This is a genomic window from Shewanella profunda, from assembly GCF_023283765.1.
GTDB lineage: Bacteria > Pseudomonadota > Gammaproteobacteria > Enterobacterales > Shewanellaceae > Shewanella > Shewanella profunda.
The window spans coordinates 23,523-39,755 of the sequence record NZ_JAKILG010000018.1; the positions used below are offsets into that span (position 1 = coordinate 23,523).

At 43.2% G+C, this 16,233-nt stretch carries 13 protein-coding genes and 1 other RNA gene; 8 read left to right on the forward strand and 6 right to left on the reverse strand.

Annotated features, from left to right (window positions below; translation table 11 throughout):
- Positions 1-243 precede the first annotated feature (243 nt).
- The 5 genes from L2744_RS10715 to L2744_RS10735 all read left to right on the forward strand — a co-directional run bounded on the left by L2744_RS10715 (position 244) and on the right by L2744_RS10735 (position 6,214).
- Positions 244-1,152 (forward strand): nuclease-related domain-containing protein, encoded by a 909-nt coding sequence (locus L2744_RS10715; RefSeq protein WP_248991896.1) that lies wholly within the window; start codon positions 244-246, stop codon positions 1,150-1,152.
- A gap of 122 nt (positions 1,153-1,274) precedes the next feature.
- Positions 1,275-2,441 carry an N-6 DNA methylase gene (locus L2744_RS10720; RefSeq protein WP_248991897.1) on the forward strand — a complete coding sequence of 389 codons (1,167 nt, stop codon included), beginning with the start codon at positions 1,275-1,277 and terminating at the stop codon, positions 2,439-2,441.
- Positions 2,425-3,324, forward strand: a complete 900-nt coding sequence (locus L2744_RS10725) for a phosphoribosyltransferase-like protein (protein ID WP_248991898.1) — start codon at positions 2,425-2,427, stop codon at positions 3,322-3,324. The genes L2744_RS10720 and L2744_RS10725 overlap by 17 nt, the downstream gene beginning before the upstream one ends.
- Positions 3,324-5,300, forward strand: coding sequence for an ORC-CDC6 family AAA ATPase (locus L2744_RS10730; RefSeq protein ID WP_248991899.1), 1,977 nt, complete (start codon positions 3,324-3,326; stop codon positions 5,298-5,300). Before L2744_RS10725 ends, L2744_RS10730 begins: the two co-directional genes overlap by 1 nt.
- A complete protein-coding gene (locus L2744_RS10735) occupies positions 5,297-6,214 on the forward strand; it encodes a hypothetical protein (RefSeq protein WP_248991900.1) in 918 nt (305 codons plus the stop codon). The genes L2744_RS10730 and L2744_RS10735 overlap by 4 nt, the downstream gene beginning before the upstream one ends.
- Positions 6,215-6,743: 529 nt before the next feature.
- Here the strand turns inward: L2744_RS10735 and gcvP are convergent.
- From gcvP to L2744_RS10765, 6 genes are all read right to left on the reverse strand, one after another.
- The gene (gene gcvP / locus L2744_RS10740) at positions 6,744-9,632 is read right to left on the reverse strand and encodes an aminomethyl-transferring glycine dehydrogenase (protein ID WP_248991901.1); all 2,889 of its coding nucleotides are present in this window, start codon (positions 9,630-9,632) and stop codon (positions 6,744-6,746) included.
- A gap of 122 nt (positions 9,633-9,754) precedes the next feature.
- Positions 9,755-10,144: a glycine cleavage system protein GcvH gene (gcvH, locus tag L2744_RS10745; RefSeq protein WP_248991902.1), complete on the reverse strand. Its 390-nt coding sequence runs from the start codon at positions 10,142-10,144 to the stop codon at positions 9,755-9,757.
- A gap of 25 nt (positions 10,145-10,169) precedes the next feature.
- Entirely contained in the window at positions 10,170-11,264 is a 1,095-nt protein-coding gene (gene gcvT, locus L2744_RS10750; protein WP_248991903.1) for a glycine cleavage system aminomethyltransferase GcvT, read from the reverse strand.
- 287 nt (positions 11,265-11,551) lie between these two features.
- On the reverse strand, positions 11,552-12,775 hold the full coding sequence (locus L2744_RS10755) for an FAD-dependent monooxygenase (protein WP_248991904.1): 1,224 nt from the start codon (positions 12,773-12,775) through the stop codon (positions 11,552-11,554).
- 45 nt (positions 12,776-12,820) lie between these two features.
- Positions 12,821-14,044 (reverse strand): 2-octaprenyl-6-methoxyphenyl hydroxylase, encoded by a 1,224-nt coding sequence (ubiH, locus tag L2744_RS10760; protein WP_248991905.1) that lies wholly within the window; start codon positions 14,042-14,044, stop codon positions 12,821-12,823.
- A 125-nt stretch (positions 14,045-14,169) separates the two neighbouring features.
- Entirely contained in the window at positions 14,170-14,745 is a 576-nt protein-coding gene (locus L2744_RS10765; protein WP_248991946.1) for a UPF0149 family protein, read from the reverse strand.
- A 228-nt stretch (positions 14,746-14,973) separates the two neighbouring features.
- On the opposite strand from L2744_RS10765, the gene L2744_RS10770 reads away from it, so the two are divergent.
- From L2744_RS10770 to L2744_RS10780, 3 genes are all read left to right on the forward strand, one after another.
- A complete protein-coding gene (locus L2744_RS10770; protein WP_248991906.1) occupies positions 14,974-15,276 on the forward strand; it encodes a cell division protein ZapA in 303 nt (100 codons plus the stop codon).
- Between the two features lie 115 nt (positions 15,277-15,391).
- A non-coding RNA gene (gene ssrS, locus L2744_RS10775) (6S RNA) lies at positions 15,392-15,572 on the forward strand.
- Between the two features lie 9 nt (positions 15,573-15,581).
- On the forward strand, positions 15,582-16,229 hold the full coding sequence (locus L2744_RS10780; RefSeq protein WP_248991907.1) for a 5-formyltetrahydrofolate cyclo-ligase: 648 nt from the start codon (positions 15,582-15,584) through the stop codon (positions 16,227-16,229).
- Positions 16,230-16,233 lie beyond the last annotated feature (4 nt).

The window sequence follows — 16,233 nt, forward strand, 5'->3', positions numbered from 1 at the left end:
AAGCTTTTGTGACAAAACGCATTGATTAAACCGCACAGAGCAGGTTAAAGTGTGACCACTAAGGAAAACACAGAGCCACACTCGACGTCGATTATCGAGCACGCTATTTAGGGATGAAGAAGCACATCAATTATCTGCCTCGCCCCTCTTAAAAGCCACCTCTGTCACCCAGTTAAATCAGCACATGGTAAGCATGTGTGCCGAATGGGATTAACGATAAACCTTTTGACTTCAAGGATGTAAATGGCAGATTTTACTAACAATATTTTATCGGTAGCGATCATCCTCTCCAGCATGTTTGTCACTATTGGTATCATGCATGGCTTGCTGAAATATCGCGATGCCACGGTAAAGCTGCCAGTCGATCGCGAACAACTCGCCCGCATTCCCGCCTATGGTTTACAAGAGCAAATCCAAGATCTGCAAATGGACTTGATCGGCAGCATGCTGATGGGCGCGATGATTGTATCCCTGCCGTTTGCCGTCAGCAGCATTAAAGCCCACATCATCGTCGGTCAATTTCCGTGGATATCTGTCACAACGGGTTTAATGGGATTAGCCTATTGCGGCGTTAAAACATGGCAAAACTTTTCAAAGCTCACCAAATTACGCTTAGGCCACACAGCCGAAATCGCCACAGCCAATGAGCTTATCGGCTTACAAGCCTTGGGTTATCAAGTGTTTCACGATGTCCAAGCCGACGGCTTTAATATCGACCACCTCATTATCGGCAAAAATGGCGTATTCGCGATTGAAACCAAAGGCCGCCATAAGCGCAATAAAGACCTACGCCAAACCAATTGCAAAGGTAATGGCAGCAAGGGCTATCAAGTATTTTATAAAGACGGGCGCTTAAACTTCCCCTCGTGGACAGAAACCAAACCCATAGAACAGGCCGAACGACAAAGCAAATGGGTCAGCCAATGGTTAACCAAGGCCACAGGAACACCAGTATCCTCAACCCCAGTCCTAGTATTCCCCGGCTGGTATGTCACCTGCCAGACAAAACCACCGTTCCCGATTATCAGCCACAAATTTCTAGTTGGCACAATTCCAACACTCAGAACCCAAGCACTTACCCAGCAACAAGTCGACACCATCATCTACCAAGTCGCCCAAAGATGCCTGAGTAAAAGCGAGGTGGGGAAATGATGGAAATAAGAACGCTAATTCCATACAGGAGACTAAAATCTATAACATCTTAAATAACGATGCTATCTTAGAAAATAAAACTGATGTAATATACATTAACAAATGAAATCACACCTATAATAATGCAACTAAATCAATACTATACGAGTGACATTTACGGTGATTTATTAGTTAAAAACTTAACTATAGCGTCTCCAAAAACAGCTTTGGATCTTGGCTTCGGTGCGGGAGATCTTTTGTGTGCAGCAAAAAGAAGATGGGGTAATCTAAGCTTAATCGGTATTGACATAGATAAGAAAAATATTCTTAATGCCGAATCAAAAAATTTAATTAAAGCTTTAGAATTAAGTGGTTTCGAACCTTCATTACCAGATATCATTAATGATAACTTTGGGGACATTGATTTATTGATATCAAATCCCCCATATTTCTCATGCGACCTTGACTATAATAATAAAAAAATACTAGATGCAATTGGATTATTAGATTGCATATCAAAGAAACTAAAAAAAGTCCCAGCAGAACTTATTTTTCTTGCTCAAAATCTTAGACTACTAACAGAAACTGGAGAAATTGGAATTATAGTTCCGGCTGGCTTGATATCTGGTCAAAGATGGCTACCTGTACGTCAATTTTTATTTGAAAAATATAATGTAACCAATATAATTCAATTACCTGAAACCAGTTTTAAAAAAACCGATGCACAAACTTTTATTATTATACTTAAAAATAAAGTAAAGAAAAAAAATAGTATCCCTTTATCATACATTGATAAAGACAATGCAATTGATGTTGATATTTCTGATGCTACAATTAGATCTGACTATCGATTTTACAAAGAAATAAAAGACTTAGGATGCACAGACAAATTATCAAGTGAAGATTTTATAATATATAGAGGAAATAAGTCTCACAATGAACTAGTCAGAATAGGAATTAAACATATACACACTACTGACATGCCTAATGACCCAGCAACAATAAATATTAAGATGAATCAGCTCAATAATGTCAAAAATGCAAAGACCAATGACATTTTAATAGCAAGAGTTGGTAGAAGATGTTTAGGCAGAACCTTATATATAAACTCTGGCATCACTCCTATAAGTGATTGTATTATAGGGATTACGCCTAAAAATAAAGAGATCGGTGATAAAATATGGAAAAAATTATCATCTACAGAGTGTAGAAAGTATTTAAATAATGCTGCATTAGGCGTTGGAGCAAAATATATTACTTATAAAACAATAAAGGATTATTTAACAAACGAATATGCAACTACCAAATAACTCAGAAGCTTTCAAAAACATAGTAATAGAGAAAATAAAAACTTACTGTGACACTAATATATGGCCATTTGAATATGAACAGTTCACCGCATGGCTAAATAACTTTGACTGTGAAATTGAAGAGTATGTTGCACTTCAAATTTTAGATAACTTAATAGTTAGATCTAAAGACATGGCTAAGGCTAGTTATGCTAGATTACTTCATGGCCCAATTAGACAATATTTAGATGAAAATACAACTATTAATGTTGAAAGTATACCAAAATGGAAAGAGCGTCTAAGGGATGGTAAATATTCTAAAGAATTAAGATTCTGCCCAGTAAAGTTAAACTCAGATCAAGGTGAATCAGGAAGTACTATTTATAGAATGCTTTCAACACTATTTGATACAAACAACTATTCATTAGCAAGAGCAACAGAACCTCCTAAAGTTATAATACTAATTGATGATTTCATTGGTAGCGGAAAACAGTTTACTGATTTTGCAACCGAATTTAATCTCATTGAAAAATTAAAAACCACACAGATCATATATTGCCCTTTAATTGGCTTCGAAATTGGCATAAAAAAAATTACTGCTATTTATCCAGGATTGAATATTATGCCAGCTGAGTATATATTAGAAAATGATAGTTTATTTTTTGGCGATGATAATTCTCTCTTTAAGAATGACCAAACTAATACCATCCTCGACGTGAAGAATTTCTTGATAAAAATGAATAATAAGTACGCACCAAAAATACCAAATTGGTTTGGTTTCGAACAAGCTGGTCTACCGTTAGCTTTTGAGTGGGGATGTCCTAATCAAACTCTATCATTGCTCTATATGATGAAATCAAAATATCGTAAAAATTGGAAACAATTGTTTAGTAGGAGATCGTAATGAAAGTAATCGATATAATAAATAAACTATCCACTGCTAGACTAGAATTCCAAACATCAAATGGAAGTGTTTTAAATACTTTCGTCGTACCATTTTTTATTGATAAATTTGATTTAAGAAATATATCACATTCAATAGCACTAGCAGGTTCTAGAGGCTCAGGGAAAAGTACCTATATTCAGTATTTTTCTCACTCAACTCGATTCGACCGAAATGTTAAAACTATTAATGAGGAAGAATTCTCCTGCATTTTATTATATTGGAAACCTGATATCGCTTATTGCCAAGGATTAAAATCTAGTTGGTTAGGCGACGATGCTTTAAGGTTTTTTACAATTCATGCAGCATTATCATTACTACAAGAACTATCTAATTTAATCAATAATGTTAGCTATCATTATCCAGAAATCATTAACGCCTTGAAAGAAAATGGAATCTTTTGGAAGCGAATTAGTAGAGTTACAAATTCTACTATAAGCAGTATTAACGAGCTCAATGCTTGGATAATGGATTATAAATACGAGGTATCAACTAGATTAAACCCAGTAAATCTAGAGGGTATTTTATCTATAGAACCAAAGCAAATGCTTACATATCTTACAGATGCTTTAAGATTGGACTATGACAAATTTTCTCACACTACATTTAAAGTATTCATTGACGAATTTGAGCTTTTAAATATTGAGCAGCAACAAATAGTTAATACATATAGAAAAGAATCAAATAAACTACTCAGCTGGAATGTTGCTTATAAATTAAACGCAAAACCAACAAATGAAACTACCAGTGATCAATGGCTGCAATCGCCTGATGATTATGTCGAAGAAAATTTGGATAATTATATTAAAGATTATTTTAGAGTTTTTGCAGCTGAAATATTTATTCTTACGCTACAGAATGCAGGTTTGATTTGCAAAGCACCACAATTAACGCCTAGTTTTTTAGGCGATAGGAATAATATTGAATTAAGAAAGGGAAAAGATTATCAAGAACAAATAATATCAGTTATTGAAAATATTTTGCCTACACCATCAATAAAATTATTATCTGAAATTTGTATAGCAAACAACAGCGTAAAGAACAAATTATTAGCAATATTGAAATCACTAGATTTTTCAGAAGAACACATAAAACTTGCTTTATTGGACACCAGCTTAGCTTTAACTATTCTAGGAACATACAAGCAAAGAAGCTTCGCTCCTGAACAGATAATTAATTACTTAAATAATAAATCAACAAAAGCTGAAGAAAGAACAGTAAAAGAAAAAATAAACACCTTCGAATTTAATACACTATTGTCATTAAATCTTCAGAATGCTTTCATTCAAGTTCCTGTATATGCCGGGTTTGAACGTTTTATAACAATGACGACACCTAATATCAGACATTTTAAAGAGCTTTGTTTATCTGCACTAAAACAATCTGATGACTTTGACTCAAATATAGAATATTTATATATTGAAGATATAAAACCAATATCTTTTATTGGTATGCATAAAGGTTCAATCATAAGTAGCACTTCCTTAGTTAAGGAAGTAATAAGTTACCCTCCTCATGGAAATAAGCTTTCACATATGGTTAATAGAATTGGGGAGCTATTTAGAATCTCTCAAAAAGCTAGTTATCAATCTGAACCTGAAAGAAATATATTCACATTTACCTATGATTATTCTGGTGCTGACAAAGAGTTAGAAGAATTTCTAAACTCAGCTCTCAGCTGGAGAGTCCTTGTTGAAGATGAATCTAGAAGAATAAAAGATGATAAACAAATCACTAGTAAAGAATTTCAGTTAAATCCTGTTTACGCTCCAAAGTTCGGAATTTCTTATAGGAAAAAGCGTGGAATAACGCTATCAATTGAGCAATTTAAAACAATAGTATCAGGAAATTCAGAGAGCTTTGATATCATTAGAAAACAATATCAACAAAAATGGAAGTCAGAAGATTCAGAAGGAACTCAAGGTATTTTATTATGATACATGTTCAGTCTTGGAAAACAGAGCTTGCAAATGATGTTAAATTTGATAAAAATTTAAAGCCCTATGACTTTACCTATACAAATATTGATAAGTATGATGACCGTAGTGATTGGACATTCAGTTATTTAAGCGAAGTTTCTAAAGAGATTATCACTGTATCATATAATCCTGAAGCAGTGTCAATAGCAATTAATAATTATGAATACGGAATAAGAAACTTATTAAATTACAACCTACCTAAAGGTAAAATTTTAATTGACGCCACAACCTTATCACTTCCTGAAATACTTCATTTATTTAACTTACTAAATAATAAAAGACGTTCATTTGATGTGATTTATGTACAACCGAATGGTTATACCGAGTTAAAAACAGAAGGTATTGATCAAATAAAATCATTTGATCTGTCTGATGATGGACTTGGAATTCAGCAAGTCCCACCATTTGTAGGTTATAGCGCTAACTCAATGCTGTTTTTCTTTTTGGGTTTTGAAGGACATAGATTTGGTGCAATTATTAACTCTGATGAGTTTGATACGAGAAACATTACATGTCTCCTAGGTACACCACCTTTCAGACTTGGATGGGAGAATAGGACTCTTTCGAGCAACTATAAACAGCTGGCAGAAATAAGCAGCAATTCAAATGCAAGATTTAAATTTGCTGGTGCAAATGATCCAATACAAACTTATGAGGTAATCGATCAAGTTTATCAATCCGCATGTTATGAGAAGCGAAGTTTATGTTTAGCCCCGTTTGGTACTAAACCTGCTGCTATTGCCGCAGCCCAGTTTGCTGTTAATAACATAAATGTTGTCATGTTGTATGACTACGTAAAGAAAAAAAACAAAAGATCTTCCGGTCAGGACTTAATTCATACTTGGAGTTTTCAATATACTGATAGAAATTAAAGTTTAATAAATAGGTACCGAGTAAACATAATACCCACGAACAGAATGTGATAATAAGATCACTTTTTAGTACTTATTTACCGATGAAGTTATCTAACAACCCTATAATTGCGACGCTGGCGAAGCTAATGCAAGGCGGATGGAAAGATTTCTCCTAGCAGCCTAACAACCCAAACACTACACCACTCTCAATGGCTGCACCAAATACAGCATTGTTGCACCAGTGACCTTCTAAAACATGGATGTTTGAGTAGAGCCTACAGGGGCGATTTTATTTAAACATAAGCACGGCGAGTCACTGGTGTAACTAATATAAGAGAATGCGAAAGCCTGCGGCAGGCAACAAAAAAGCGACCTTTCGGTCGCTTTTTGATGCTTCAAATTCACTGAAGCCGAAGAATAATAATGGCGTTACTGCCGACGATAAGGCAAGGAAGCCGATGCTTTTCGCCACGGAGTTGACTGGTGTCAAACTCTCTATTTCAAGCTATGCGAAAGCCTCATTCAACGCCGCAGTAGCTAGCCTAAGCTACTCGTAGTCTGATAATGGTGCACAACTACACATCAAATTCCGATCGCCGTAGACATCATCAATGCGATTCACGGTTGGCCAGAACTTGTTAGTGCGTACTGCTGCACTTGGGAACACGGCCACTTCGCGGCTGTATGGACGCGTATCGAACTCTGGGTCCATGATATCGGCCATAGTGTGCGGTGCGTTGTGCAGCGGGTTGTTGTCCGCTGGCCATTCGCCCGATTCCACTTTGGCAATTTCAGCGCGGATTGACACCATAGCGTCGATGAAACGATCGAGTTCCACCTTAGACTCAGATTCCGTTGGCTCAATCATCAGGGTTCCCGCAACAGGGAAGCTCATGGTTGGCGCATGGAAACCGTAGTCATTCAAACGCTTAGCGATATCCATTTCGGTCACGCCTGAGGCTTCTTTCAGTGGGCGTAGGTCGATAATACATTCATGCGCGACGCGATCGTTACGGCCACGGAACAATACTGGGTAGTGTTCCGACAGCTTCTTCATCACATAATTTGCGTTTAACAGCGCAGTTTGGGTCGACTTTTTCAGGCCTTCAGAGCCTAACAGCTTAATGTACATCCAGCTGATGGGCAGAATGCCAGCACTACCATAAGGTGCAGCCGATACGGCACCGTTGTTATCACTTTCACGGCCGGGTTTAACCACAACGTGACCCGCAACGAATGGGGCTAAGTGTGATTTCACGCCGATTGGGCCCATGCCTGGACCACCGCCGCCGTGTGGAATCGCGAAGGTTTTATGCAGGTTAAGGTGTGATACGTCGGCACCGATAAAGCCAGGAGAGGTTAAGCCGACCTGAGCGTTCATATTGGCGCCGTCTAAGTACACTTGACCGCCGTGCTGATGCACTATGTTGCAGATTTCGCGGATAGATTCTTCATACACACCGTGGGTCGATGGGTAAGTGATCATGATGCAAGACAGGTTTTCAGCCACTTCAGCGGCTTTGGTCTTCAGATCTTCTAAATCGACGTTACCTTGCTTATCACACGCCGTCACCACCACTTGCATACCGGCTAATTGCGCCGATGCAGGGTTAGTACCGTGGGCTGATTGCGGGATCAAACAGATGTTTCTGTGGGCATTGCCGCGTGACTCATGGTATTTCTTGATGGCTAACAGGCCAGCGTATTCACCTTGAGCGCCTGAGTTAGGTTGGATACACACAGCGTCGTAGCCTGTGATGTTCACTAACCAAGTCGACAACTCCTCAATCAACTGGGTGTAACCTTTAGCTTGATCCAGTGGGCTGAATGGGTGCATGTTGGCAAATTCTGGCCAGCTCACAGGGAGCATTTCAACCGCTGCGTTTAACTTCATGGTGCATGAGCCCAGTGAAATCATCGAGTAGTTAAGTGCTAAGTCTTTGCTTTCGAGACGTTTGATATAACGCATCATCTCGGTTTCGCTTTGATAGCGATTGAAGGTTGGGTGGCTTAAAATCGCATCTTGGCGCACGAGTGCCGCCGGAATCGATTGGCTACCTTGGCTGACGATTTGCGCGTCTAACGCGGCAACATCTAAACCATGGCCGGCGCCTAAGATCACATCGAACAGGGCGTCGATATCTGAGCGCAGTGTGGTTTCGTCTAAGCTCACACCCACAGTGCCATCGGCATCGAAACGTAGGTTCATTTCAGCGGCCAGTGCGCGTGCATTGACGGCTGCGACATCTAAGCCTTTGATGCTAACAGTATCAAACCAAGTGCTGTTGACTAAACTTACGCCCTTCGCTTGTAAACCGGCCGCTAAAATATCGGCAAAACGGTGAATGCGTGCAGCTATGGTTTTCAGGCCATCTGGGCCGTGGAATACAGCGTAGAAAGACGCCATATTCGCTAACAGAATTTGTGCAGTACAAATGTTTGAGTTGGCTTTTTCGCGGCGGATATGTTGCTCGCGAGTTTGCATCGCCATACGCAGTGCGCGGTTACCACGGGCGTCTTTTGACACACCTATGATACGACCAGGCATAGAACGTTTGTGCTCGTCACGGGCAACGAAGAAGGCCGCGTGTGGGCCACCAAAGCCCATTGGCACGCCAAAACGCTGGGCACTACCAAATACCACATCGGCGCCCATAGCGCCCGGTGATTTCAGTAATACCAAGGACATAATGTCGGCAGCCACAGTCACAACCACATTCTTCGCACGCAGGGTGGCGAATAATTCACTGAAGTCAGTGATTTGGCCGAAACGGTTAGTGTATTGGAACAAAGCACCAAACAGCTCATGGTTAACGGCCTCAGATGCAGGGCCTACCACCACTTCAAAACCAAAACACTCAGCGCGGGTTTTCACTACGTCTAAGGTTTGCGGGAACACATCGTCGGCAACGAAGAAGATATTGGCTTTTTTCGCTTTAGAAACACGCTTTGCCAACGCCATCGCTTCGGCAGCCGCGGTCGCTTCATCCAGCAGGGAAGCAGAAGCCAAATCTAAACCCGTTAAATCCATCGACACTTGTTGGAAGTTTAGAATGGCTTCTAAACGGCCTTGGGCGATTTCTGGCTGATAGGGCGTGTAAGCCGTGTACCAACCTGGGTTTTCAAATACGTTACGCAGGATCACGTTTGGCACTTGTGTGCCGTAGTAACCCATACCGATATAGCTCTTAAATACTTGGTTTTGTTGCGCTAAACCACGAATATAAGCTAGACCTTCGGCTTCGCCGCAGGAATCACCAATGCTCAACTCTTGGTTTAAACGGATCGACTCAGGCACGATTTGCGCGGTCAGATCATCCAGAGACTCAGCACCAACATAATTCAGCATGGCTTGCTGTTGGCTGCTATCTGGGCCGATATGACGACGTAAAAATAAATCGTGCTGTTCTAACTGAGTGAGGGTTTGCTTGGTCATGTTAAACCTTGTTCCAGATTTGCCGAAACTCAGAACTGTAGGGTACTGATTAACGGGCGATTGTTATGTCAATCTTGTGCTAAAACAAACGAAGCCCCTTAGGGCTTCGTTAGCGTCGACGATTATTCTTCGTCGATGACGGCTTGGTAGCCTTCGGCATCGAGCAGGGCGTCGACTTCTGATTCGTCAGAAGGCATTACGCGGAAGAACCAGCCTTCACCGTAGGCATCGCTGTTTACGAGTTCTGGAGAATCTTCCAGCGCTTCGTTCACGGCAATCACTTCGCCAGAAATAGGGGAATAAATATCAGAAGCCGCTTTTACTGATTCAGCTACGGCACAGTCTTCACCCGCAGTCACAGTGTCGCCAACTTCTGGGAGTTCAACGAAAACCATGTCACCTAACAGCTCTTGGGCGTGCTCAGTGATACCTACTGTGTAGCTACCGTCTTCTTCCTTGCGGATCCATTCGTGTGAAGAGGCGTATTTCAGTTCTGTCGGAATATTGCTCATTGTTCTTGGTCCTTGTTCCGTTTTTTTAAAATGCTTGTTTACCGTTGCGCACAAAGTTTGGCGCCACTACTCTAACAGCCACACGTTTTTTACGCATTTCGACTTCCGCCGTATCCCCAATCTGGTTAGGAACACGCGCCATCGCAATAGAATAGTCCAATGTTGGCGAAAAAGTCCCGCTGGTAATCACACCTCGGTGCTCTGTGCCGGCTGCGTCGGTGAAAAATACTGGCATATCATGGCGTAACACGCCCTTTTCTTCCATCACTAGACCAACAAGTTTGTCGGTTCCGGCATCACGCAGGGCTTCTAGGGCTTTGCGGCCGATAAAGTCACGGTCGCTCGGTTCCCATGCGAGAGTCCAGCCCATATTGGCGGCCAATGGGTTGATGGTTTCGTCCATATCTAAGCCGTAGAGATTCATACCCGCTTCGAGACGTAATGTATCACGGGCACCGAGACCACATGGTTTAACGCCCTGCTCTAACAATGCTTGCCATAGAGCCTGTGCTTCATCTTCTGGGACGATAATTTCATAGCCCGCTTCGCCTGTATAGCCTGTGGTAGCAATAAACAGCGAACCCGCTTGCTTGCCGAAGAATGGCTTCATACCTTCGATGGCGGCGTTTTGCTCGGCGCTGAATACGGCGGCAGCTTTCGCTTTGGCGTTAGGGCCTTGAACGGCGATCATCGCCAGCTCAGGACGCTCGGTCACAGTGACATCAAAATCTTGGGATTGCTTGGCGATCCAAGCGAGATCTTTTTCGCGGGTCGCAGAGTTAACGACTACGCGGTAGTTAGTGTCAGTGAGGTAGTAAGTGATGAGGTCGTCGATAATGCCAGCATTTTCATCTAGCATACCGCTGTATAAGGCTTTACCTGGCACTTTAAGTTTAGCCACATCGTTTGCCAGCAACTTACGCAAAAACGCACAAGCGTCGTTACCTATCACATCAACCACAGTCATGTGGGAAACGTCGAACATACCCGCGTCTTGACGCACAGCGTTGTGTTCTTCGATTTGTGAGCCATAGTTGAGGGGCATATCCCAACCGTGGAAGTCGACCATCTTAGCGTTTGATTCTAAGTGCTTGTTAAACAGAATAGTTTTATTAGCCATTGTTATCCCTTTTGTGCGGCCTTTTTCAGGTCTCTGCCTAGTGTAGGGTAATACTAATCGCCAGATATTTATCGTGATTGGTATAGATACTAGGGTCTAAAATGCGGCGAAATTATACCTTGCGTCACAAATTTGTATACAGGAGATTTTTCTAATCCGAAGCCAATGTCATTAGATTTTCTCATCCCCAACATGTAATTTTTTTACATGCGAAGACCAGAACTGCGCAGCTTGCAGCCAAATTGCTGATATTATCGGCAATTCTGATCACATTAGCGCAACCGAGGCTAACGGCATAACTTAGGCAGCACCGACTTATTGCCCATGGCCTGTTGCATGAACACTGTTTTCAGCCCAGCGACATTATCGACGAGGTTTAATCCCAGATCGCGAATGGCCTTTTTGACTGGGTTTGAACCTTCAAATAGTCGTTTAAAGCCTTCCATCGCTGCGATCATCTCCATCGCATCGGCCTTGCGCCAACGCTCAAGCGCGCGCAGGTGAGCATAATCACCAATATCTTTACCCGCTTGCTGTAACTCGCTAACCACTTCGATAATGCTGGCCGCATCTAAAAAGCCGAGGTTAACCCCTTGTCCCGCCAGCGGGTGGATAGTATGGGCCGCATCCCCTGCTAACACTAGGCGATGGCGGGCGAAATGGCGGGCGTAACGCATCCGTAATGGAAAGGCTTGGCGCTCGCTTTCAAGCTGACAAATCCCCAAGCGACCATCAAAAGCCGCGGTTAGATTGCGCTCAAATTGGACTTTGTCCATTGCCAATAATTCATTGGCACGTTCGGGTGGCACTGACCAGACGATGGAACTGAGGTTTTCTTCATACAGAGGTAAAAATGCCAAGGGGCCATCCTGCAAAAACACTTGGCGAGCGGTGGCAAGATGCGGTAATTCAGTGCGGATAGTCGCAACGATGGCGTGATGGCCGTAATCCCAAAAGGTCAGCGGGATCTTGCATTGCTCGCGCACCCAAGAGTTCGCGCCATCGGCGGCTATCACAAGCGCGGCACTGACACTCTCAATGTTAGCTTGGGCGTCATTGCCGAGTGTCAGCCAAGCTTCGCGTTCACCAAAGGCGATACGTTCTAAGCGGTGGTTTTGGATATGGGTAATATTGTCAAACTCACTGGCGCGTTTGGCGAGGGCAAAACTAATGGCATCATTTTCGATAATCGCACCGAGACTGGGCTCGCTGATACTGCTGGCATCAAAGGCAATTTTGCCGAAGCCGTCTTTATCCCACACCGCCATTTTTTGGTAAGGCGTTGCGCGACTCGTATCTAAATAAGCCCAAGCGCCTAAGTGTTCCAACAAGCGCTGGCTCGCCTTATTGATGGCGCTTACCCGCAAACGCGGTGCGCCGCTAACGGCCTCGGTTTGGCCCGCATCGATAACGACGACATTGAGATTGGCCTGCGCCAATCCAATCGCGGTGGCGAGTCCCACCATGCCGCCACCCACAATGGCAATGTCATAGGCTTGTGAACTTAACATGGCTACATCCTTTTCGCGTTGCGATACCAGTAATGAATAACGTGGTTATTTCCAGCCCATTGCCTTTTGGGCAACGGGAATTTTCAGTGGCGGAAACCAAGACAGGAGTCGTAATCCTAAATTACGACCGAGGGCCAAGGGCCAATATTGGTTTGAAAAGCCACGGACTAAAAATTCGATATTACGGATAGTGCTGTCTCTGTCCTGCTCGCGGGCATGGAGGTACGCATGGGTCACGGCGGTTGAGCCAATATCCTCACCCTGCGCGAGCGCCGTTTTGAGCACATCGAGCAAACTCACCACATCCCTGAGCCCTAAGTTAAAGCCTTGCCCAGCAATAGGATGCAGCGTCTGCGCCGCATTGCCGATAAACACACATCTGTGATGAATTGGCCTTGGCATATAGGACAAATTAAGCGGATAAGCATGGCGCGCGCTAACATCGATAAACTTGCCCGCACGGTAACCAAAGGCCTGTTGCAGCGCCGCTAAAAACTCGGCCTTAGGCGCAGTTTGCATCTGTTTAGCACGTTCGTCATCGAGTGCCCACACGAGGGATAACCGAGGTTGGCCTTGAATATTGCCCATAGGCAAAAGAGCCAACGGGCCAGTTTGAGTAAAACGCTCATAGGCCCAATGTTGGTGTGGCGTGTCGGTTTGAATATTGGCAATAATCGCGGTTTGCTCAAAAGCGACTTGGGTTACGGGTAAATGAAAACTACTGCGCACTTTGGATTGTAAGCCATCGGCCGCAACCACAAGTTTGGCTTGAATGCGCTCGCCCGTATTGAGTACTAAGGTATGCCCATCGATGGCGGGCTCCACTTTGGCAAGTTTAGCGGGGCAATAGAGTTTAACGTCACTATTATTAAGCTCACTAAACAGCACTTGGCCGACACGCTCAAGCTCTACTACTTGGCCTAGGGCATCTAAATAAAATTGCGCGGCGTTTAACTCCGTCATGCCAAAATGGCCGCGATCCGACACATGGATATTCTTAATCGCCGTGCCCAAATGGGAAAGCCTTGACCATAAACCTAAACGGGACAATTCGAAGATAGATCCATGGGCGATGGCAATGGAACGAGCATCAAACCCAGGGTGCGCTTTATCGGGAATATGGGCCTCGATCAAGGCGACAGAAAATGGGGTTGAAGTTTGAGAAAGGCGCGCGAGTGCCAGCGCCAAAGTTGCCCCCGACATGGCACCGCCTACAATAGCGATGTCGACGTTTTGAACTGAAGTATCCATGTGATTCGTTACCGTCATGGGATCTCATTCAAGCTATGGCATGGCTCAAAAATAGTTGAACCATGTACTAAAAGGTTGGAGTAACAAACTTAGGAAAGCTTACCAACCTTTTTACATCAAATTAGTTAACCACTACACAGGCATTAGTGAACGACAGCAGTGTCGTGAATCTCACTGTGTGGGATCTCAGGGCCAAATTCCGAGTAGCACATAATGGCGGCAATACGAACAAACTCCAGCAACTCGATATAGGCAGTTTCAGACTCTTCATCATCAACGACATCAAATTCAACTTGGGCTATTTCGGCTAAATCCTTAATCACTTCACGCACTTCAACTGAGGCTTGATTGAGTTTTGGCTGAATAATAGCAATACCCGTTAAGAAGCTTTGTGCCCAAAGGGATAGCGCCTCAACACGTTTGCTTAGCGGTTCTTCCTCTTCGGGTAGCAAGGGAGTAAAACCAAATTCAAAATCCACTAAACGCGCAACTGAATCTTGGAATAACTCACACACCAGTTGATGTAACTGCGCTGGCAGAGGTTGACCGTCGTTCATCAGGTCGAATAAGGGCTTAATCCACATATCGCCGGTTTGCTCTACGCCACCGCAAATTAAACCAACTAGGGCACCGTGAACTTCCACGGGATGCTGACCAATTTCAGCCGCATCTAAGGCTATTTTTAAGCTCTCGATGCGTAACGAAGGAGGGGTAGCCATATCAGATTCCAATAAGAATTTTCCAGCAGCAATGCTAGCAGAGATAAAGACTTGAACCAATACTGAATCCTGTTTATGCAAAAAATCACTGGTAGATTTTTGGCAACTGCTCACACAAGCAGCAAACAAAACTGTGAATGCACAATCCATTTGCAGCTTACCTTGCACTTTTAAGATCAGCCCTATATAGTCCGCCCTATCGATGCCATTAAAAGGATCATCCGCAACATGAGTAATAGTGCAGTTGAAATCACCCTGCTTGGGCGCACCTACTCTATCGCTTGTCCGAAAGGCCAAGAGGATGCCTTGCGTATAGTGGCAACTGGGGTTGAGCAACAACTTATCTCACTGAAAAATCGCACCAATAGCTTAAGTCGTGAAGAAATTGCCATTATGGCGGCGCTGAATATTGGGCACGAGTTGTACCAAGAAAAGCAAAAAAATAAAGATTATATGAAACAAATGGATGACCGCATCAGCCTGTTGCAGTCAACCCTCGAAAATGCCTTAGTTGAGCGTTCAACTAAATAGATTTAAACTGTGCGACTGGGTTATTTAGCCACTCGATTTCAAACAAGAGTTGCACAGTGAATGGTTAAACTGGCCTATACTCTTAAGGCAATGTTTAGCGATTCAATACCGTTTTTGCTCCCTGGGGTGCAGGCCAACTGGTAATGTCCCTGTGCCGATAATTTTGATCTCAGGGTGAATGTTTTACTGACATTGAGCATGCTCGGCTCGTACCGAGAAGCCTTAGGAAGTAATCATTTACCCGCCTTGAACCTACGGTTCAAGGGCTACACCGGTAGCGGCATTCTGGGGAGCATCTTATTTCTATGTCTATCTATTCCAAGGTTTCAGACCCGACTCTTCCCGCTGAAGGGAAAACGTTGCAGATTGCCTGCAAAGCCAATCGAGATCAATTAAGAAAAACCATCCGCACCGCCCGCAAATCCCTGTCAGCAACTGCGCAAACCCAAGCAAGCCTAGATGCACGCCAATATATGCTCAATGAGCTTAAAGCTAAAAATGCTCAGCATGTTGCACTCTATTTAACCCATGACGGTGAGTTAGCTACAGCACCGCTTATTGATGCGCTTTGGCAGCTCGGTATTCAAACCTATCTTCCGAGGTTGCATCCCTTTAATGCTGGGCAATTAGTGTTTTTGCATTACACAGTGGATACACCCATGCAGGTGAATCAATTTGGGATCTTAGAACCTAAATTAGATGTGCGCGCCATTATGCCCATAGGGCAGCTTGATGTAGTGGTCACGCCGCTGGTCGCCTTTGATCTTGAAGGTAATCGTATGGGGATGGGGGGCGGTTATTACGATAGAACGCTCGCGAATTGGCAGCATCAAGGCAAACCTTTGCCTATGGGTTACGCCCACGACTGTCAGCAAGTCACCAGCTTACCCTGCGAACATTGGGATGTACCTTTACCTATTATCATCACCCCAAGTCGCGTATTGAAATTCTAATAAG